Below are 21,043 nucleotides of genomic sequence, written 5' to 3' on the forward strand. Positions count from 1 at the left end.
CCATATTAATGGTATATTGCAGCGTTAAAACCAAAAAAATATGAAAATTATAGTTCCAATGGCAGGAATCGGGTCTCGTTTAAGACCTCATAGTTTAACTACTCCAAAACCATTAACAGTTATAGCTGGTAAACCAATTGTACAACGCTTAGTTGAAGATATTACTGCGGTAGTAAATCAACCTATTGATGAAATTGCTTTTATTATCGGTACAGCTGCCAAAGGATTTCCTGCGGATACCAAAGATAAATTAATAGCAATTGCTGAAAGCTTAGGTGCTAAAGGTTCTGTATTTATTCAAGAAGAAGCTTTAGGAACTGCGCATGCTATTTATTGTGCTAAAGAAGCCTTAAACGGATCTTGTGTAGTGGCTTTTGCTGATACTTTATTTAAAGCTGATTTTACTTTAGACGCTAACGCTGATGGTGCTATTTGGGTTAAACAAGTAGAAGATCCAAGCGCTTTTGGTGTGGTAAAATTAAAAGATGGTTTTATTACTGATTTTGTTGAAAAACCAAAAGAATTTGTTTCTGATTTAGCAATTATCGGAATTTATTATTTTAAAGATGGTGATAAACTTCGTGAAGAAATTAAGTATTTAATTGATAACGATATCAGACCTTCTGGTGAATTTCAATTAACAGAAGTTTTAGAATCTTTAAAACAACAAGGTGCTAAATTTATCCCTGGAAAAGTAGATGCGTGGATGGATTGCGGTAAAAAAGATCCAACGGTTGATACTAACAAACAAGTTTTAGGTTTTGAACAAGCCGATGGTAATAATTTAGTTTCTGATGATGTTGTTTTAGAAAATTCAGAAATTATTCAACCTTGTTATGTTGGAAAAAATGTAATTTTAAAAAATACTAAAATAGGACCTTATGTTTCTATTGGTGAAAATAGTATTGTTGAAAATTCAACGATTGTAAATTCATTAATTCAAACAAATGTTCGTATTTCTAATGCAACCTTAGATAATGCAATGATTGGTAATCATGCCAAATATAATGCTAATTATACATCAGTAAGTATAGGTGATTATACAGATCTTACATAAAAAGAACCACCCAAAAAAAGGAAAGACAATAGTACAACACGTACTATTGCCTTTCTTCTTGTTGTTATTTTCATTTATTTTGAATGCTCAAAATAGTGTTGTTCCTACAATGGCTATCAGTGAAAAAGATAATATTGCATTTCAAAACGATTTTTTTAAAGCACTTTCTCAAAAAGCACTTTTTAATCATAAAAAAGCAATTGAATATTTAGAAAACTGCAATCAATTACGCCCAAATAACGAAGCTGTATTTTTTGAACTTTCTAAAAACAATTTAAAACTAGCAAGAAGTATTGAAGCTTTAGAATATATTGAGTTAGCTTTAAATATAGCACCCGATAATTTATGGATGCTAGAACATAAAATTACTATTTTAAAAAGAATTCCTGATTTTAAAGAAGCAATTAAAGTACAAGAAAAAATTGCAAAAACACATCCGAAGAAAAAACAAGAATTAGTCTATCTTCATTTACAAAACAAAGATATTGTTACTGCAAAAAAGGTTTTATCAGAATTAAAAGAAGCTAAATTATTAAATCCAACACTTCGAAGAATTCTAAAAAAAATAAATAATAAAGCTGTTAACGTTAAAAAACAGCCAAAAAAATTAGTAAATACTGATTTACATGCTATTTTTGAAAAAGAAAAATCATTTACCAGTTTAAAACCTTTATTGATAAAATTAGCTGTAAATAAGCATCCTGATTTATTAAAATATAGTTCGCAAGGCTTAGCTTTGTTCCCTGCTCAACCTTTTGTTTATTTAATGAATGCTAAGGCTCTTAATAATAATAAGCAACACAAAAAAGCATTACAAAGTTTACAAAATGGTATTGATTTTGTAATTGATAATCCTAAAATTGAAGCAAAATTTTATTTAGAAATGGCAAGTGCTTATAAAAGCTTACACAATGTTAAAAAAGCAAACACTTTTAAAAACAAAGCAGCTAAAATTTTAAAATAATTTTTCTTCACCACTATAACATTTATGAAGTATTTTGTAATATTAAGTATCTTATTTTTAAGTTTTACATCTTGTAAATCAAGTAAAAATTTAACAGGTAATTCGGCAACAATTAAAGAAATATCTGCAAGAAGAGTCGCAAAAAAACACGTTGCAGCTAATTTTGATGAAAAAAATATTGATGCCCGTTTAAAAGTAAATTATAGCACAACTAAAGAAAAAGTAGGTTTTTCTGTTAGAATGAAAATAAAAAAAGGAGAAGTTATTTGGCTGAAAGGTGTTAAATTTATTACCGTTTTTAAAGCCAAAATTACACCTACAAGAGTGCAGTTTTATTCGCCATTTTATAAAAATTATTTTGATGGAGATTTTTCTATGCTTAAAAAATTATTAGGAACAGATATCAATTTTGAACAATTACAAAATATGCTTTTAGGGCAATCGTTATTAAATGTAAAATCAAAAAGACAAGAAGTTGTTATTACTGAAAAAGCATATCAACTTTCGCCTAAAAAACAATCTGAGTTATTTGATATATTCTTTCTTATAAATCCGATACATTATAAACTGAACAAACAATCAATTGTAAATTCAGCAAAAAAACAGCGTTTAGATATTACATATCCTAGCTATTCAAATAAAAATAACATCTTATTTCCTGAAAAAATAAAGATAAACGCAAAACAACATAAACAAGTTACTGCTATTGATATTACAACTCGTTCGGTTGATTTTAACACCAAATTAAATATTGATTTTAGAATGCCAAACGGCTATAAAGAAATTAAATTATAATGAAAAAAACTGTTTTATATATCTCATTTTTATGCTTTGTTTTGGTTAGCTTTTCTTCTTTTAGTCAAGAAAGGAAAAGCCTTGAAAAAAAACATAAAAAGCTAAAAAATGAAATTAAGCAGATTAATAATTTATTGTTTGAAACCAAAAAAGAAAAAGGAAATGCCTTAGATGATTTAAAAGATTTAACTCAAAAAATTGATACAAGAGAACGTTTAATTAAAGTTATTGAGTTAGAATCTAAAAAAATATCAAAAGAAATAAGTGCAAATCAGAAGCAATTAAAAACTTATAATAAGCAACTTAAAAGCTTAAAAAAAGAGTATGCTGATATGGTTGTGAAAACCTACAAAAGCAAATCTCAACAAAGTAAAGCCATGTTTTTACTATCTTCTGAAAGTTTTCATCAGGCATATAAGCGTTTAAAATATATGGAACAATATAATGATTATCGCAAAAAACAAGGAGAAGCAATCATTATAAAATCAGATGAAATTAAGAAAGTTAATAATGCCTTAATCCAAAAGAAAAAAAAGAAAGAACTATTAATTTCTGATGAAAAATCACAAAAATCAGAAATTGAAACGGATAAAAAAGCACAAGAAACTTTAGTTACTAAAATAAAAGGAGAAGAAAAAAAATACAAACAAGATTTACAAACTAAAATAAAAGAAGAAAAACAAATTACCGCTCGTATCGATAAATTAATTTTATATGAAATTGCTAAAGCCAATGAAAGGAAAAGAGCAATTGCAAAAGCAAGAGCACTAGCAAAAGCAAAAGCTTTAGAAAAAGCCAGAAAATTAGCACTAGCAAAAGCTAGAAAAAAAGCAAATGAACTTGCTGATAAAAAAGAAAGAGATATTGCGCTAAAAAAAGCAAAAGAACTTGCTGAAGAAAGAACAAAAGAGTTAGAAATTGCAAAGAAAAAAGAAAAGGAAAAAGAGCTCGAAATAAAAAAAGAAAGCAAAAAAACAACAAATACTTTTGTTTTAGATGATGATGAAAAAGAATTATTACTAAATTTTGAACAAAATAAAGGTAACTTACCTTGGCCTGTTAAAGGAATTATTACACGAAAATATGGAGTACAACCACATCCAACATTTTCAGGAATTAATATTAATAGCCCAGGATTACATATTGTTACCAAAGAAAATACCGATGCTAAAAGTATTTTTAACGGTAAAGTTCTTGCTTTACAATCACAATCAGGAGGTAAAAAATCTGTATTAATACAACATGGTAATTATATATCGGCTTATAATAATCTTGAAAAAGTTTACGTAAAAAAAGGAGATATCATAAAAACTGGAGAAAAAGTTGGAAAAGTTTTTACCGATAAAGTATCAGGAAAAACCAAGTTACTTTTTGTATTATTTAAAAATACCGAAAAATTAAATCCTGCAAAATGGATAAATACTAAATAATAATACCACATGAAAAATTCCGCAAATTTCATTATTATTATTGTTGTTATCATAACTGCATTGGTTATCGGTAAAGGGATATTAATTCCGTTTATTTTTGCCTTAATTTTTTGGTTTTTAACACGAGAAATACGAAAAACTATTTATAAAATACCTTTCGCAACTAAATTTATTCCTATTTGGTTGAGTAATATTTTTGTGTTTACTTTTATTATTTTGAGCTTTAGTTTTATGTCAGAAATAATAACTAATAGTATTACTAATTTATCAACATCTTATTCAAAATATGAACCTAATATTGGTGCTATTATAAAAAAATTAGATGCCTATTTTAATATTGATATTATCAAATTAGTAAAATCTTTTATAGGTGATTTTAATTATGGATCGGTTTTAGGAGATATTGCAAACGGAATTAGTAGTTTGTTAGGAGATACTTTTATGATTATTATTTATGCTTTATTTATATTTTTAGAAGAAAGTAGCTTTAAAAAGAAACTAATTAAAGTATTTGAAGCAAAAGGAAATAAGTTTACCAACATGCAATCTATGATTGCTAAAATAGAATTTTCTGTTTCAAATTATCTTAGACTAAAAACCTACGTAAGCTTACTTACAGGTATTTTAAGTTATATCGTTTTACTATTAGTAGGCGTAGACAGTGCGCCTTTTTGGGCTTTTTTAATTTTTTTATTAAACTATATACCAACTATTGGCTCATTAATAGGAACTATTTTTCCTACTATTTTTAGCCTTATACAATTTGGTGAATTTCCACCTTTTTTAATTGTACTTGCCGCTGTTGGGTCTATTCAAATAATTGTTGGTAATATTATTGAACCTAAATTATTTGGAAAATCACTAAATTTAAGCCCACTAGTAACTATATTATCATTAGCTATTTGGGGTAAAATTTGGGGCGTTACAGGAATGATTTTAAGTGTACCAATTACCGTAATTATGATTATTGTATTTTCTCAATTTGAAAAAACAAAAACAATGGCAATTTTTTTATCTGAAAATGGCGAAATAGATGAAATATAAAAACTTTAGTCTTTTAAATAAGACTAAAGTTTTCAAGGTATTTGAGGAATTATAAAAAATTTATTAAGATTTTCAGTAATATTATTCTTCTCCTAAAAATAATGCTTTTAGTTCGGTTGCTTCTTTCGGATCTAATTTACCAGCCAAAACTAAACTTAATTGTTTTCTACGTAAAGCACCATCGAAACGTTTCTTTTCTAACTCTGTTTCTGGTGTAATTGAAGGAACAGGTACAGGTTTTCCTGTTTCATTTACAGCAACAAATGTATAAATACCTTCATTAACCTTTGTTCTTTCTCCTGATTGACGGTCTTCAGTCCAAACATCAACATATACTTCCATTGATGACCTGAATGCTCTTGAAACCTTTGCTTCCAATGTAACAACACTTCCTACAGGAACTGATTTTGTAAAAGCAACATGATTAACTGATGCAGTAACCACAATTCTTCTTGAATGACGGCGTGCAGCAATACTACAAGCTCTGTCCATACGAGCTAATAACTCTCCTCCAAAAAGATTATCTAAATAATTTGTTTCTCCTGGTAAAACAAGATCAGTAAGTACTGTTAATGATTCTATAGGTGTTTTAGCTGTCATCAATTAAATTTTGATGCAAAGATATACATAAAGATAATAAATAATACATAAGTTAAACCAACTTTAATTATAGGGTATTATCACCTTACATTACAATTATTTACATACTCTATTAAACTAATAATAGTATTTTTTGTATATTGATAATCAAATAATTACTATATGAAACCTGAAAAAATATTAGCTATTTTACGCCTACAAGCCACCAAAAATGTAGGCGATATTTTAGCTAAAAAATTAATTACAGCTACAGGTAATGTTGAGCAAATATTTAAAGAAAAAGCAAGTTCTCTATATAAAATAAACGGAATAGGAAATCATATTATACAACAATTATTAAATATTGAAAACTTAAAAAAAGCTGAAAAAGAGTTTGATTATATCATCAAAAATAATATTCAATATTCTTATTTTTTAGATGCCGATTATCCTCAAAACTTAAAAAACTGTATTGATGCTCCTATTCTATTTTTTAAAGATGGAACTATCAATTTGAATAGTCAAAAAATAATTTCAATAGTCGGTACTAGAAAAATTACCACTTATGGACGTGATTTTTGCAATCAACTTATAACTGATTTAGCAGTACATAACCCAATAATTATAAGTGGTTTTGCCTATGGTGTTGATATTTGCGCACACAAAGCATCGATTGAAAATAATTTGCAAACAGTTGGAGTTTTAGCTCATGGATTAGAAATGATATATCCGAATACACATAAAAAATACTGTACAGAAGTAACTAAAAATGGTGGATTTATTACTGATTTTTGGCATGAAGAACAACCACTACGTGATAATTTTTTAAAAAGAAATAGAATTGTTGCTGGACTATCAAAAGCTACTATCGTAATTGAATCTGCAGGAAAAGGAGGCTCACTTGTTACTGCCGATATTGCAAACTCTTATAATAGAGATGTTTTTGCAGTGCCAGGTAGAACTTATGATACTTACAGTAAAGGCTGTAATAACCTTATCAAAAACGACCAAGCTCATTTATTAAGTAGTGCTGATGACATTATAAAAATGCTTAATTGGGATGTTACTTTATCAAAAAATATAGCTCCTATACAAAACCAATTATTTGTTACTCTAAACGATTCTGAACAAAAAATACACGATTATTTATCAGAAAACGGCAAACAATTATTTGATGTAATTGCCTATAAATGTGAAATTCCTGTTTATAAATTATCATCTTTAGTACTCGAAATGGAACTTAAAGGAGTTATTAAACCTTTACCAGGTAAACTGTTTGAGGTTTAGTATCTTTGATTTATGGCTGAAGAAAAATTAATATCTCAAAGAAAACCTGTATATCCTGTTAATAAAAAACTAGGACTTTATTTAAAAAAATATAATAGAACTATTAAAATACCTATTTTTTATGATGATTTATTACGCTATCAAGGCGCTATAACTGTCTACGATAAAAATGATAATGATACCTTATGGGTACGTGTTTATTACAATGAATTTGAACGTGAAGAAATAGATTTCAGTTTAAAAAAAATATATAATATTTTACATTCAAACGGTTCAGATGCAAGTATAAAACATTTAAATATTGATGCTGTAGATTTCTGTACTTTTGGAAATTCTCAGCCATTTAGAGTAAAGGTTCGTAATATTTTAAATGATAATTACACTTACTTTTACGTTAAAAAAACAGATGCTTCTCGTATTTATGGATTAGAATTAGAAGATATTTTATCGCCTTATAATTTGAACTTTTTAGTTTATAAAGACACCTTAATTGAAGAACATATTTCAGGAATTCCTGGTGATGTTTTTATCAAAGATTATTTAGATGATTGTTTAGATATTGAAAAAGCACAAATAGCCAAAGAATTTGTAAAATTTAACGAACGTTGTATGATTCGTTTGTTAGGCGATATGCGCTCGTATAATTACGTAGTTGTACCAACACATGATTTTGAAAATGTAGTTTATAAAATTAGACCTATCGATTTTGACCAACAATGTTATGAAGGTAAGTTTAAAGTCTATTATCCGCAGTTTTTTAAAGAAAATTTAAAAATGGTGCAGTTAGTAGCCAAAAAATTAACATCCGATTCTATTGAGCAATATAAGTTAGAAGAACGCTCTATTGTTGCAAAACGAATTTTAGGATATCGTTCTCGTTTAAGCAGATTACTTACTGCTATGAAATCGGATACCATTTCTATCCCTAAAAATATAGAAAAACTAAAAGCCGAAATTTTTGATTTTACAGGTGACATAAATTTTAGAGATAGTGATGGTATGGGACAAATATTAGAAAATGCACTAACCTTTGTTCGTAGAAATTATGAAGATGTAACGCTTAAAAGTATTATAGAACAACAACAAAAACCGTATTAATTTTTACTTCGGATACTTTCAATAACTACCGTTGCTAATATTAATGAACCTCCTATAAAAGTATTCCATGTTGGTATTTCATTTAAAAAGATAAATGCTAAAATAATTCCGAAAATAGGTTGTACACTACTAATAATACTAGATGTTGAAACCGTAAAAAACTGTAAAGAATGTACCATTAAACTATGCCCTATTGCCGTGGTTAAAAGTGCCAATAATAACACATATGGATATTGATTTGTAAAACCTGAAACATCCATAAAAAACAATACTGGTAACAAACAAATCGTAATAATTAAAGTTTGATAAAACATCAACATTGTTCCGTTATATTGAACTACATATTGTTTTAACATCAAAATTCTGATAGCATAAAATAATGCAGAAAGTAACCCAAATAAAATTCCTTGTACATTAGAGCTTTCTAAATTAAATTCGGGCGATAAAATATAAAGTCCTAACAATACCATACATCCTAAAACAATGTAAATCGGGTTAAATTTGACCTTTAAAAATAAGGGTTCTAAAAAAGCAATCATTACAGGAAAGGTGTATAATGACAACATTCCTATGGCAACATTCGATAATTTTAAGGCATAGAAATAAGTAATCCAATGAGCTGCCATAAAAATTCCGCTAATAATAAGCGGAAATATATGTTTGCTTGATTTTATGGTTAAATCAATTTTTTTAAACTTACAAAAAGCAAATAAAATTAACATCGCAAAAACCGAACGAAACCAAATAATTACTTCCGAAGGCATTGCTATATATCTTCCTAAAACACCTGATGTACTTATAAATAAAGTTGCTAATAATAAACCAGCTAAATTTTTAGTATGATTATTTTCCATTGTTTAATTATATTTTTTGTAATAAGTTTAAGGCTGTTTTTACTGAATCAATTCGAATAAAAGTAACTAATAATCTTTTTCCATTTTTAGTATCTTTCTCTTTCATTACACAACTTTTCGGATTTTGTTGTACATATTGTAACGTCTTTGTAAACGCTTCGGTTTCATAAAATGAACTTTGTTGATCAGATATAAAATATCCTAATAAGCGTTTTTGTTTTAATATGATTTTTTCAAGTCCTAACTCTTTCGCCAACCATTTTATGCGAACGCTGTCTAATAAATCTTGTACTTCTGGCGGATATTCGCCAAACCTATCAATAATTTGACTTTCAAATGTTAATAACTCTTCTTCTTTTGTTAAGTTTCCTAAATCATTATATAAACTTAATCTTTCAGTTACCGAATTTACGTAAGCATCAGGAATAAGAATTTCAAAATCTGTTTCAATTTGTACATCTTTTACATATTCTTTCGGTGTATTTTCATCCGTAACATATAATTCTTTAAACTCATTTTCTTTCAATTCTTCAATAGCTTCTTGTAGTATTTTCTGATAAGTTTCAAACCCAATATCATTGATAAATCCGCTTTGTTCACCTCCTAATAAATCTCCAGCTCCACGAATTTCTAAATCTTTCATGGCGATATTTAAACCGCTTCCTAATTCTGAAAACAACTCTAAAGCTTCGATACGTTTCCTCGCATCAGTAGTCATCATATGATACGCTGGCGTAATAAAATAACAGAATGCTTTTTTATTCGAACGCCCAACACGACCACGCATTTGGTGTAAATCTGACAATCCGAAGTTATTCGCATTGTTGATAAAAATAGTATTGGCATTTGGCACGTCCAATCCACTTTCAATAATGGTGGTTGATACCAATACATCAAACTCATTATTCATAAAACCGAGCATCAATTCTTCTAACTTTTTACCTTCCATTTGTCCATGACCGATACCGATTTTAGCATTCGGAACTAAACGTTGTAATAAACCTGCTACTTCCTTAATATTTTCGATTCTATTATGGATAAAAAACACTTGTCCTCCACGAGAAATTTCATAAGAAATTGCATCACGAATGGTTTCTTCGCTAAAGCGGATGACATTGGTTTCAATAGGATGACGATTTGGTGGTGCTGTTTTTATTACTGATAAATCTCTGGCTGCCATCAAACTAAATTGTAGGGTTCTTGGTATTGGCGTGGCTGTTAAAGTAAGCGTATCTACATTTTCTTTGATGGTTTTTAACTTGTCTTTTACGGCAACTCCAAACTTTTGTTCTTCATCAATAACTAACAATCCTAAATTTTTGAATTGCAGTTTTTTATTAGTTAATTGATGCGTTCCGATTACAATATCTACACTTCCATTTGCAACACCTTCTAAAACAGTATTTCGTTGTTTTACCGTTCTAAATCGATTTAAATAATCAACCGTAACAGGAAAATCTTTTAAACGCTCGGTAAAAGTTTTAAAATGTTGAAACGCTAAAATAGTTGTAGGCACTAAAACAGCTACTTGTTTTCCGTTATCGACAGCTTTAAAAGCTGCACGAATTGCTACTTCTGTTTTTCCAAAACCAACATCACCACAAACCAATCTATCCATGGGTTGCGGTTTTTCCATATCATTTTTCACATCTTGAGTTGATGTAAATTGATCAGGCGTATCTTCATAAATAAAACTTGCTTCCAACTCATGTTGCATATGCGTATCAGGAGCAAAAGCGTAGCCTTTTTGTAATTTTCTTTTAGCGTATAATTGAATTAAATTAAACGCAATATGTTTAACTCGAGCCTTTGTTTTTTGTTTTACTTTTTTCCAAGCACCCGAACCTAATTTATATATTTTAGGTGGTTTTCCATCTTTTCCGTTAAACCTTGTAATTTTATGTAATGAATGAATACTTACATATAAAATATCTCTATCGCCATAAATTAACTTAATTGCTTCTTGTTTTTTTCCTTCTACATCTATTTTTTGAAGTCCTCCAAATTTTCCAATTCCATGGTCGATATGCGTTACATAATCGCCAATTTCTAGTTTGGTAAGTTCTTGTATGCTTATAGATTGCTTTTTTTCGTATCCATTTTTTAAGCGAAATTTATAATAACGCTCAAATATTTGATGATCGGTATAACAAACTATTTTATTTTGATGATCTACAAACCCTTGATACAATGGAAAAACAATAGTTTCATAAGATACTTCGACTTCATTATCATCAAAAATATCATGAAAACGCTGAGCTTGTTTATCGTTAGAACAAAAAATATAATTGGTAAATCCTTTTGCTGAAAATTCGTTAAGATTCTGAATTAACAAATCGAATTTTTTATTAAAAGAAGGTTGTGCCTTGGTATCAAAAGTAATATTTGTTACATTTTTGATAACAGATTTACTCATATTTACTGTCGTAAATTGTTGTAATTCTTCTTGAATTAAAGCACCATCACAAAATAATTCAGCGGGTTTTGAGCGTTTTATTTCTTTCGATAATTCATCAAATGAATCAGTTCCTTTTTTAAAAAACGTATCTAAATTTGTTGTAATTGTGGTTATATCTTTTACAAAAATTGCTGTTTTAGCCGATATATATTTTAAAAAACTTTCTCTATTTTCTTGTAGCCCTTTGTTTTCTACATTGGGCATGATACTTATTTTTTGATGTTTTTCTTTTGATAATTGCGTTTCCACATCAAAAGTTCGGATACTTTCTATTTCATCGCCAAAAAACTCCATTCGATAAGGTTCATCATTCGAAAATGAAAACACATCAATAATTCCGCCACGTACTGAAAAATCACCAGGTTCAGTAACAAAATCTACTCTATTAAAATGATATTCAAATAATACTTCATTTACAAAATCGGGCGATATATTTTCGCCAACTTTAATTTTTAAGGTGTTTTTATCGAGTTCTTTTTTGGTGACTACTTTTTCAAACAAAGCTGTTGGATATGTTACAATAACAGCGGGTTTTCTTCGTGAATTAATCCGATTTAAAACCTCTGAACGCAACAAAACATTGGCATTATCGGTTTCATCAATCTGATAAGGTCGGCGATAAGATCCTGGATAAAACAACACATTTTTATCCCCTAATAATTGCTCTAAATCGTTTAAATAATAAGCTGCTTCTTCCTTATCATTAAAAATTAATAAATAGGGTTTTTCGGCTTTTTTAAAAGTTTCAGAAATAACAAAAGACAACGAAGAACCAACCAAATTCGATATTTGAAAGTGGTTTTGTTCTTGTTGAAGCTCTTTAACAATCTGTTTGATAGTATCAGATTGTTGGTAATGGTTTACAATCAATTGTTTGCTCAACGTACAAGTATTTTATACAAATATACGTGGTTTATTTTTTTGAGTGAAACTCATTTTAAAACATAGACCTACATTCGATGAATTGCTTTATTTACTATTTTGTATTCGTTGTATTTTAAATCACTTAAAATATTATTAATTGAATATGGGTTTTTATCTTCTGTTTTTAGATGTTCTTCAGTTGAAGCTGCAACAATTATTTGATAATCATTAAGCTCAGATAATGTATTGAAAAATTCTTTTAAACTACTACTCTTCATTGAGTGTTGACTTGGTTCATCAAACAATAATATTCCTGGATGATTTTCTGCATTTACTAACAAACTGATTGTATAAGCCCATATACTTCTTATAAAATCACTTGCTGAAGAGCTTATTTGAATTTTCTGAATATCGTTTCCGTATTTTGAGATAGGTAAGTATTTAAATGGAAATTTTTTATTTAGAGATACAGAACTCATTTCGTTACTAGTATACTTAAATTTACTTAGTAAATTTTTAAAACTAATTTCAAGTTTCTCAAGTTTTAAGTTATCGCCTTCTTCATCTAATACCAAATTTTGAATTTTTCTTTTATTCTTACTGAAATTTTCACAAATACCTTCTAATTCTTTTATTAAAAATCCAAAATTTGACTGTACTTCTGAGATATTTTTTATATTATTTTCTAATTTTAGCTCTTCATAAATCTGAGATCTAGAAGGCATTAAAGCTGGGTCGAGAAGTTCATTTTTTAGCTGTTTTATTTTGGATTGTAAATCTGAAATTTCTAGATTGAAAGTATTATCAATGACAGCTTTTTCTGTTAAGATTAAATTAAGATTACTAATTGAACTAGTTAAAATTTTTTCTTGATTTTTAAGATAAGCTAAATTTCCTTTTATAGTTTTAAACTCGACCGATAGGTTTGTTTTGATAATAGAGCTACCAAATTCTTGATGACATGTAGGGCAATTATCTAATTCATTAATACTAGGGTCTTTTTCTGTTAAATATTTAATATCATTATTTACTTCTATTTCATTTTTTAACTCTTTAAGATGATTAATATATGATTTTAGCTGATATCTGTCAGATTCATATTTAAGTGTGAATTTTTTATAATATTTAGTGTAATTTTGATATTCTCTACTTAAACTTTTAAGTTTATTTTTTAGATGAGGGCTTGCATCTTTAACCAGTTTAGGAACTAATTTTATTTTATTTTTTTGTTTAATTAAATCTAAAATTAAATTTTCTATTTTAATATATTCATCTGTATTAATGTCTTTCCGAATCTCAAGAAAAACTTCTTTTAAATGAGAACTATCGATAAGTGGTTCATCTGATATATCTAAGAACCTCCCAGAGTTCGAAATCGCAAGAATATTCATTTTATTAATTGTAGACCGCCAATTTTGAATTATCTTCTTTCTAGTCCCTGATAATTTTTCCTTTTCAACTTCATTTTTTAATGCTTTAAGGTTTAATAAAAATTCTATAGTTCTTTGTTTATTTTCTTTGATACCAAAATAAGGTATTGATGAAAGGAAATCAGACCAACCTTTAGTTTGTTCAATAAAAAGAGCAGGAAAAATAGTTTGTAAATATAAGTGTGAGTATTCATTTTTTTGATTTAAAACTTTAGGTAGTTTAGAAAATCCTAAAAACTCAGAAAACCACGTAAAATATGCAATCTCACTTTCATGATTTCGCTTTCTATGAATATATAATGTTCTTGGGTTATCAATAGAATTTAATTCAGAGATTCTTCCTTCATAAACTTTCAAATAAAATTTTTCATTAGGATTTCCAACAATACTCCTTTTTATAGTTCTTATAGCTCCTTTTGAATTCTCAATTTCAATGAATACATATGATGAGTGCACTTTTATCTTAATTTCATCTATTGAAAATTCTTTTTTAAGAGAGTTATCTAAAGAATGTTCATATTTAACACCTAGCATTTCTTCTAGAGCAAGAGAATACAATAAACATGATACTATTGTTGATTTTCCAGAAGTATTTTCACCTTTAATTACGTTAAGTCCTTTTTTAAAAGGGATATCAAATCCAAAACGTTCTTTATTACTTGTGTCAAAAGCAGAATATCCTTGTATGTCTAATTTTAATCTATTAATCTGTATCATTATTTAGTTTTCCAGTTTTGTTTTTCACTTATTATTTTAGAGACATCACCAATGTTTTCAAGTAGGTCTATTTGTTTTTTAAACAAACTATTGTTATTTATTAATTCAACAAATTTTTTACCTTTAGGTGTTAATTTAATTTTACCGCCAATCTGTTTTATACAATAGTCGTTAACTAAAGCAATAATTAAAGCTTTATCCAATGCTGGTTCAAAGCACCATGGAACCAAAGTATTTCGTAAATTATTTTTATAATCTATTAATATTTTCATGTTTTGTTCATCTCTCATTGCCCAAGCGATGGTTTGTAGAAGTGAAATAGTAGCAGATTTTGAAGAACCTGTATTTATATACAGTATCAAAAGAATTTGAGAAACCCTGTATATCGGTTGTAAGTGTAAAGGAATATACACTGGTTTTGGGTTGATTATTGTTTCCTTCATACTTTTCTAAAATCTAAATCACAGTTAAGTAATAATCCAGCACCAGCATTTTCTGAGAATTCTCTCACTATAGAAGCCTTTATTCTATTCTCATTCTCTTCTTTAAAAACCTCTATAAAAAAATCTTTTACTTTAGCATAAATATCTTGGGCTTCAGAAATATCATTCACAGGTCTTTTATTAAAATTAATTTCAACTCTTTTAGAAAGTTGAATCATTGCATTATCAAAATCCTCCTGTATATAGGAATTTAATTTACCTAATGCCTTCAATGATATTTCTACAGAAAAGAAATCTGTCAATATTTTATCCACCATTTCATCTGTTATTTCTTTATCATATAAATGCTCCTTACATTTTTTATACAGGTTATTAAATTCATAATTTTTACTCTCCCTTAATTCCTTGATTCTTTTTTTTATAAATTCCTTATCTAAGGCATTACTTTTTAAAAATAATTGTTGAGCTTTATTTGAAAGAGGGTAAACTTCAAAGTCGAATTTATTAAATATATCATCAAGCTTAGAACATTTAATATGACCAAAAGAAGCATTAGAATCACGTAAATTTGTAACTATTCCAATTAGAAACATTTTACCATTTTTAATATCAAAAACACCACTTCCCGATAGTCCACTAGAAGTTTCAGTAACATGAAGTGATAAAGAATAATCTTTTAATTCAGTTACTTTTATAAAGAAAGATTGATTATCGTTTTCCTCAATAATACAATTGTATGTTTTGGCTTCATTTTTTTTATTTAACCACTTAGGAAACCCCCTAAAATAAAGATTAGTACAATCAGACTCATTTTCTAATTCTGAACAAACCAAATTGTCAGCCTGTCCATTTAAAGAAAAAATTGAAATAATAGCAATATCATTATCTGGGTCAGGGTCTGATATTTTTTTTATTTCAATTTTTTTAAAAGGATCACTGTAGTTTTTTTTATATTCTATTGTGATACATTTTTTAGTTATGCCTTCTAGTCTATTTTCCTTTTTCCCATAAATACAATGCTCTGCCGTTATTACAAAATACTCTTCATTTTTGTTTTTTACGATAACTCCACTACCTGTCATAGAACCAGTTCCATCACTTGTGGTAATTCGAACTACAAGTTGTTTTAATAATTCTTTACTCATGTTGTGATTTCATTTATTTCATAATATTCGAAGAATTTTAATTCTTCATCTTTAAATAATTTTCCTGTTTTTTCTTCTATCTTCGAAAGTGGGTAATTAAAAAAGAACTGAACTTTTTCTTTTTGCATATTTTTATGACTTACAATTTTCGCTAAGGTTTGCCTATCAGGATGCTTAGCTCTTCCTTTACCTCCATTAGTAGATATTATAAATTTATTACATTCTATAGTATCAAGAAAGTTGTTAGATGTATTATGCTTACTTCCATGATGAGATATTTTTACATAATCAAATTTAACTGGAAGGTTATCTTTATACTTATTTTTAATACTTTCTGTAACAATAGATGAATGAGAGTCTCCTAAAAATAGACCATGAAAATCTATTGTTTTAATAGAGAAAGCAATAGAAGAAGCATTTGCGAAATCTCTACTTATTTTTTTCTCACTAGTTGTTTTTTCTGCTAGTTTTTTAAAACTTTTGTCAAAATCTTTTGCTTTTAATTCTGTAGATGATAGTTGAGTGTTTTCTTCTTTATTGAAGTCAATTTCTCGCCAATTTTTGATTAATTCATCTAAAGCAGCTTGGTTTGGTGATAATATTTTAATATCAATACCTTCAGGAAGGTTTAATTTCAACTCTATCTCTGAAGTTATTTTTCCAATTATTTCTAAATTAGGATATTTTTTATTAATTATTTTTTCAAATTCGATTCCTTCATTAATACTAATCTGTGTTCCATTATCATTACATTTTAATAAATTTGGAGCATTAATTAATAATTTTCCAAAGCTATGTTTATCCGCATGGGAACTTGATAAGTACTGAATCAAACCCGCAATATGATCATTATCAATATGAGTAAGTATTAGTAAATCTATTCTTTGATATTTATCTAGCTCTTTTACTAAGGTTGTTTTAAAAGTTTGACGAGGACCACCATCAATAAGAATAATATATTTATTCTTTTCAATATCATAAGTTTCAATAATTATTGAATCTCCTTCGTGTGCTTTCAATACGTTAATCTTCGTTTTCAATATTTCTTTGTTTTTCATAATTTTACGCTCTTTATTCCTAAAATCCCCACATCCCTCCACCATTAAACAATGCAAAACACATCGTAAATGAAGAGTTTTTCCTTTTTCAATTTTTCACCTATAAAACTACACAATTATTTAGATAAACCACCAACCACATTACACAACATCTAAAACACTAACCCCGTTACTTTTTTTAGTGATTTGTATTTGCGTCGGAATACGTTCTTTCAGGTTTTCAACGTGCGATATAATCCCAATCATTTTTCCTTGCGCCTGCAGCGTTTCTAAGGTTGATATTACCGTTTCAAGCGTGTTGCTGTCTAAAGTTCCGAAACCTTCATCAATAAAAAGCGAATCAATTTTCACATTTTTACTCGCCAAATCCGATAATCCTAATGCCAACGCCAAACTAATAATAAACTTTTCGCCACCACTCGAAGTATCTACCAAACGAGATTGGTCAGTTTGATAATGGTCTATTAAATTAAAATTAAGCTCTTCTTTAGGCTTGTATAAATCCTCCATTTTCAAGGAATAACGCTTGTTCAATTTGTACAAATGCACATTGGCAAGGTCTAATAAATGCTTTAAAGTTAAACGTTGCACATACACATTAAACGCATCTTTTGAGTTCCCGATAATTTTAAATAACTCTTTCCAAACGTTACAAATTTTAGTTTGCGCATCAATTTTTTGATACACTTCTTTATTCCTATCTTCTATTTCTTTATCTTTTCTAAAAGCTTCTGATATTTCCCCTTTTTCAGTTAAATATTCTTTATTTTTTTGTTGAAAATCCGCTAATTTAAATTTGCTATCTTCTTCTGAAATTTCAAAATTTTTAAGGTTATTTAAAGATTCTTTTGCTTTTACATTCTCTTCTTTTAACGTTTTTAATTCAAGTTGTTTTTTGTTTATTTTGTCTTTATTTCGAATATATTTTTCTTTAATTTCTTTTGATAACAACGCATTTTCAATTGCTTCTTTCGATTCAAAATCACTGTTTTTTAGTTGTTTATTAAAATCAATTTCTAAGATTTTTATTTCTTCGGATAAAACTTTAAACTCTTGATTGTTTTTAACTTTTAACGCTTCTTTTACTGATTTTTCTTCTGATAATTTCTGTAAATACTTTTTACTTTCTTCTAGTTTTATTGAAGCTTCTTTACATCTTAATTGTAAATTTTCACGCTTTTTTTCTATACTGATTTCAAGAGGTAAAATAGTATTTCGTTGCTCTTTTAAAAGCTTCGTATTATTTTCAGATGCTGATTTTTTTTGAAGAAACTCATTTTTCGTTTTTGTATAATTTTCTACTTGTTTTTTAGTGTTTTCTAAATCAAGATTATTTACTTTTTCTTCTGATTTTAAAGCATCTAAATTTTGTTGAATTTTTGAATATTCAGTAACAGATTTCTCAATATTTTGAATAAATAAATCTACCTGATTTATAGTTGGCAATTCATACTTAAATTCGGCTAAATTAGTTTTTAAAGTGCTTTCTAAGTTGTTACAAATACTCCTTAAATCATCGGTTATTTTTTCCTTGGATATTATTTCTGCTGTTGCATTTTTATTTTTTTCGGTGAGTGTTGCAACTTCTGTTTTAAGTATATTTATTTCGTTTTTTTTCGAATCAATTATTTTAGATAAGCTATCTTTCTTTTTTTGTAATTCTTCTGCTACTTTTAAATTTTGAGTAAGTACTTTTATTTTTTCTGATATTGATTTTAACACTGAATTAATTTCAGAAATATTTGTTAAATCACAATTAATATCTAAAGTTTTTGCTTTTAATTTCAGTTTTTTTACAACTTCTAAAATTGAAATTATTTGAGTTTCTAAAGCTTTAATATTTGTATTTAATTGTGTTTCGTTTATATTTAAAGCTACTTTTGATTTTTCTAAATTTTTTAAAATATTTTTTCTTTCGATAAATATTTTTTCAGATTCTGAAACGCCAACAACTTCTAAATTTTCCGTAAACGGATGTTCTTTTGAACCACATAAACCACAAGGTTCGCCTTTTTTTAATTTTTGACGGTCGGCTTCATAATTAGCGATACTTTTTTCTAAATTCAGAATTTTTTCAGCATCTTTAACTGATATTTCTTGTTTTAAAATATCATTTTTAAGATTTTCAATTTTTTCTTTACACTTGATTAATTCAGTTGATAAATTTGATTTTTGAGTTATTTTTTCAATTTGTTCTTTCTCGTTTTTTGCAATTTCTTCGGATAAATTTTTAAATTCTTTCCATTTATTTTCTGATGATGAAAGTATATTTTGATTTGCTAATAAATCAGTAATATTATTTTTTGATAATTTCGAGTTTACATCTAAAATTTCTTTTTCAAACTTTTCAATTTCGATATTTTCTTTAGATAAAAAATCATTTTTTTCTTTTAAAAAAGTCGTTGTTTTTGATATTTCTTCATTTTTTTTAGCAATAAAACCAGCATTTTCTTTTAAAATATTTTTATGTGATTTTAAAGTAATTAAATCTGAATTCCAACTAGAAATATGATTTTTAACTTCTAATAAAAATTTATTTTGATGTAATTTATTTTCATCAATTTTAATATTTCCTTTTATTTTATCTAAATTGATTTTTAGCTTATTTTCTTTATTTTCTAACTTTGTAATATCTATTTTTAACTCTTTTAATTTTTCAGATGATTGAAAAGTAATATCAATTTCATTTTTTAATTGAGCATCTAACTTCGTAATTTCATCAAATTTCGGCAACCAAATTTTAAATTCTTTATCTGTATTTTCTAAAACTGTTATTTCGTTTTTAACTTGATTTTTGAAGTTTTCAATTTTAGGCGTAAGCTTTATTAATTCATCTTCTAATATTTTCTTTTGATGTGTTTTATCAAGAATATTTTTCTCATTTCTTTTAATATTCTGAAGTACATCTACAAAAAATGATGCTTTTTCATCTAAAGATAATCGGTCTAATTCTTTTTTAGAATTATCAACAAAAAGAGTAAGCTCTTGAGTGTTTTTTTCTAAATTGGTATCTTTATCTAGTAATTTTTGATAATTTATATACCAATTAATAACCGCTGTAATTTTTGCTATTTCTTGTTCATTTTTAGCAATATCGGTTGTTAAAATTGCTAATTTCTCTAATAATTCATCTTTTTGTTCTTTCGATAAAATATCATCAGCATTAATTTTAGCTTGAATTTCTTTTAGTTTCTTTTCTTCGGATGATTTTCTATTTAAAATTTCTTCACCTATTTTTTTATAGATTTGTTCTCCTGTAATTTGCTCTAATAATTTTCCTTTATCTGGTCCTTTTGCGGATAAAAAAGAGGCAAATTCACCTTGAGCTAATAGTACAGAACGTAAAAATTGATCGTAATTTAATTGGGTTACTTTTTCAACTTCTTCAATATATTTTCTTTTCTGATTTGCTATTATTTTCTCGGTAGATAAATTTTTTAAACTAACTGTTTCAATAGGATTTTTTAAAAGAACTCCTGCTTTATTTGCTAATCGTACGCCCCAATATCCTTCATAAATAAAATTATTGTTTTCGAAAACAACACTACAAAAAGCATCATTTGCACCATAACTTACAACATCAATTAAAGTTCCTTTTGTTCCGTTAAAACGAGGTATATTATGATATAATGCAATGGTAATTGCATCTAAAATAGTAGTTTTTCCTGCTCCCGTAACTCCTGTTATAGCGTATAAACCAACGTCTTTAAATTGCTGATTTTCAAAATCAATAACAATTGGAGTTTCTGATTTTAATGAATTTATATTTTGTAATGTTATCTTTAAAATTTTCATAACGAATTTTTATTGAGTTATTATA

The 21,043-nt window shown here is 27.3% G+C and carries 15 protein-coding genes; 7 read left to right on the forward strand and 8 right to left on the reverse strand.

The window, feature by feature from the left end:
- Nucleotides 1-40: 40 nt before the first annotated feature.
- From AB0T67_RS07540 to AB0T67_RS07560, 5 genes are all read left to right on the forward strand, one after another.
- Complete coding sequence (locus AB0T67_RS07540; protein WP_369219800.1) at nucleotides 41-1,057, forward strand: sugar phosphate nucleotidyltransferase; 1,017 nt, start codon at nucleotides 41-43, stop codon at nucleotides 1,055-1,057.
- 79 nt (nucleotides 1,058-1,136) lie between these two features.
- Nucleotides 1,137-2,021: a tetratricopeptide repeat protein gene (locus AB0T67_RS07545; RefSeq protein WP_369219801.1), complete on the forward strand. Its 885-nt coding sequence runs from the start codon at nucleotides 1,137-1,139 to the stop codon at nucleotides 2,019-2,021.
- Between the two features lie 24 nt (nucleotides 2,022-2,045).
- Nucleotides 2,046-2,816 carry a DUF4292 domain-containing protein gene (locus AB0T67_RS07550; RefSeq protein WP_369219802.1) on the forward strand — a complete coding sequence of 257 codons (771 nt, stop codon included), beginning with the start codon at nucleotides 2,046-2,048 and terminating at the stop codon, nucleotides 2,814-2,816.
- Nucleotides 2,816-4,246 carry a murein hydrolase activator EnvC family protein gene (locus AB0T67_RS07555; protein WP_369219803.1) on the forward strand — a complete coding sequence of 477 codons (1,431 nt, stop codon included), beginning with the start codon at nucleotides 2,816-2,818 and terminating at the stop codon, nucleotides 4,244-4,246. Before AB0T67_RS07550 ends, AB0T67_RS07555 begins: the two co-directional genes overlap by 1 nt.
- A 9-nt stretch (nucleotides 4,247-4,255) precedes the next feature.
- Nucleotides 4,256-5,290: an AI-2E family transporter gene (locus AB0T67_RS07560; RefSeq protein WP_369219804.1), complete on the forward strand. Its 1,035-nt coding sequence runs from the start codon at nucleotides 4,256-4,258 to the stop codon at nucleotides 5,288-5,290.
- Nucleotides 5,291-5,371: 81 nt separating this feature from the next.
- On the opposite strand, the gene AB0T67_RS07565 is transcribed toward AB0T67_RS07560, so the two are convergent.
- Nucleotides 5,372-5,890, reverse strand: a complete 519-nt coding sequence (locus tag AB0T67_RS07565; protein WP_271231079.1) for an acyl-CoA thioesterase — start codon at nucleotides 5,888-5,890, stop codon at nucleotides 5,372-5,374.
- A gap of 162 nt (nucleotides 5,891-6,052) precedes the next feature.
- Here AB0T67_RS07565 and dprA point away from each other — a divergent pair, with 162 nt between their 5' ends.
- Together dprA and AB0T67_RS07575 are read left to right on the forward strand one after the other, a co-directional pair.
- On the forward strand, nucleotides 6,053-7,156 hold the full coding sequence (gene dprA / locus AB0T67_RS07570) for a DNA-processing protein DprA (protein ID WP_369219805.1): 1,104 nt from the start codon (nucleotides 6,053-6,055) through the stop codon (nucleotides 7,154-7,156).
- Nucleotides 7,157-7,168: 12 nt separating this feature from the next.
- Nucleotides 7,169-8,254 carry a hypothetical protein gene (locus AB0T67_RS07575; RefSeq protein ID WP_369219806.1) on the forward strand — a complete coding sequence of 362 codons (1,086 nt, stop codon included), beginning with the start codon at nucleotides 7,169-7,171 and terminating at the stop codon, nucleotides 8,252-8,254.
- Here AB0T67_RS07575 and AB0T67_RS07580 read toward each other — a convergent pair.
- The 7 genes from AB0T67_RS07580 to AB0T67_RS07610 all read right to left on the reverse strand — a co-directional run bounded on the left by AB0T67_RS07580 (nucleotide 8,251) and on the right by AB0T67_RS07610 (nucleotide 21,018).
- Nucleotides 8,251-9,108 carry a DMT family transporter gene (locus AB0T67_RS07580; RefSeq protein WP_369219807.1) on the reverse strand — a complete coding sequence of 286 codons (858 nt, stop codon included), beginning with the start codon at nucleotides 9,106-9,108 and terminating at the stop codon, nucleotides 8,251-8,253. The genes AB0T67_RS07575 and AB0T67_RS07580 overlap by 4 nt on opposite strands.
- 7 nt (nucleotides 9,109-9,115) lie before the next feature.
- A complete protein-coding gene (gene mfd, locus AB0T67_RS07585; protein WP_369219808.1) occupies nucleotides 9,116-12,448 on the reverse strand; it encodes a transcription-repair coupling factor in 3,333 nt (1,110 codons plus the stop codon).
- A gap of 68 nt (nucleotides 12,449-12,516) precedes the next feature.
- Nucleotides 12,517-14,577 carry a P-loop NTPase family protein gene (locus tag AB0T67_RS07590; RefSeq protein ID WP_193699944.1) on the reverse strand — a complete coding sequence of 687 codons (2,061 nt, stop codon included), beginning with the start codon at nucleotides 14,575-14,577 and terminating at the stop codon, nucleotides 12,517-12,519.
- The gene (locus tag AB0T67_RS07595) at nucleotides 14,577-15,020 is read right to left on the reverse strand and encodes a hypothetical protein (protein ID WP_369219809.1); all 444 of its coding nucleotides are present in this window, start codon (nucleotides 15,018-15,020) and stop codon (nucleotides 14,577-14,579) included. The genes AB0T67_RS07590 and AB0T67_RS07595 overlap by 1 nt, the downstream gene beginning before the upstream one ends.
- The gene (locus AB0T67_RS07600) at nucleotides 15,017-16,165 is read right to left on the reverse strand and encodes a trypsin-like peptidase domain-containing protein (RefSeq protein WP_369219810.1); all 1,149 of its coding nucleotides are present in this window, start codon (nucleotides 16,163-16,165) and stop codon (nucleotides 15,017-15,019) included. Before AB0T67_RS07600 ends, AB0T67_RS07595 begins: the two co-directional genes overlap by 4 nt.
- Nucleotides 16,162-17,223 carry a ComEC/Rec2 family competence protein gene (locus AB0T67_RS07605; protein WP_369219811.1) on the reverse strand — a complete coding sequence of 354 codons (1,062 nt, stop codon included), beginning with the start codon at nucleotides 17,221-17,223 and terminating at the stop codon, nucleotides 16,162-16,164. The genes AB0T67_RS07600 and AB0T67_RS07605 overlap by 4 nt, the downstream gene beginning before the upstream one ends.
- Before the next feature lie 141 nt (nucleotides 17,224-17,364).
- A complete protein-coding gene (locus AB0T67_RS07610) occupies nucleotides 17,365-21,018 on the reverse strand; it encodes an AAA family ATPase (protein WP_369219812.1) in 3,654 nt (1,217 codons plus the stop codon).
- Between the last annotated feature and the right edge of the window lie 25 nt (nucleotides 21,019-21,043).

This window comes from Tenacibaculum salmonis (genome assembly GCF_041053065.1).
GTDB classification, from domain to species: domain Bacteria; phylum Bacteroidota; class Bacteroidia; order Flavobacteriales; family Flavobacteriaceae; genus Polaribacter; species Polaribacter pacificus_A.

What these genes read in the sequence shown, in the direction of transcription:
- AB0T67_RS07540 (WP_369219800.1), top strand. Translation starts at nt 41, where the DNA reads ATGAAAATTATAGTTCCAATGGCAGGAATCGGGTCTCGTTTAAGACCT.
- AB0T67_RS07550 (WP_369219802.1), top strand. Translation starts at nt 2,046, where the DNA reads ATGAAGTATTTTGTAATATTAAGTATCTTATTTTTAAGTTTTACATCT.
- AB0T67_RS07555 (WP_369219803.1), top strand. Translation starts at nt 2,816, where the DNA reads ATGAAAAAAACTGTTTTATATATCTCATTTTTATGCTTTGTTTTGGTT.
- AB0T67_RS07560 (WP_369219804.1), top strand. Translation starts at nt 4,256, where the DNA reads ATGAAAAATTCCGCAAATTTCATTATTATTATTGTTGTTATCATAACT.
- AB0T67_RS07565 (WP_271231079.1), bottom strand. Translation starts at nt 5,890, where the DNA reads ATGACAGCTAAAACACCTATAGAATCATTAACAGTACTTACTGATCTT.
- dprA (WP_369219805.1), top strand. Translation starts at nt 6,053, where the DNA reads ATGAAACCTGAAAAAATATTAGCTATTTTACGCCTACAAGCCACCAAA.
- AB0T67_RS07575 (WP_369219806.1), top strand. Translation starts at nt 7,169, where the DNA reads ATGGCTGAAGAAAAATTAATATCTCAAAGAAAACCTGTATATCCTGTT.
- AB0T67_RS07580 (WP_369219807.1), bottom strand. Translation starts at nt 9,108, where the DNA reads ATGGAAAATAATCATACTAAAAATTTAGCTGGTTTATTATTAGCAACT.
- AB0T67_RS07590 (WP_193699944.1), bottom strand. Translation starts at nt 14,577, where the DNA reads ATGATACAGATTAATAGATTAAAATTAGACATACAAGGATATTCTGCT.
- AB0T67_RS07595 (WP_369219809.1), bottom strand. Translation starts at nt 15,020, where the DNA reads ATGAAGGAAACAATAATCAACCCAAAACCAGTGTATATTCCTTTACAC.
- AB0T67_RS07600 (WP_369219810.1), bottom strand. Translation starts at nt 16,165, where the DNA reads ATGAGTAAAGAATTATTAAAACAACTTGTAGTTCGAATTACCACAAGT.
- AB0T67_RS07605 (WP_369219811.1), bottom strand. Translation starts at nt 17,223, where the DNA reads ATGAAAAACAAAGAAATATTGAAAACGAAGATTAACGTATTGAAAGCA.
- AB0T67_RS07610 (WP_369219812.1), bottom strand. Translation starts at nt 21,018, where the DNA reads ATGAAAATTTTAAAGATAACATTACAAAATATAAATTCATTAAAATCA.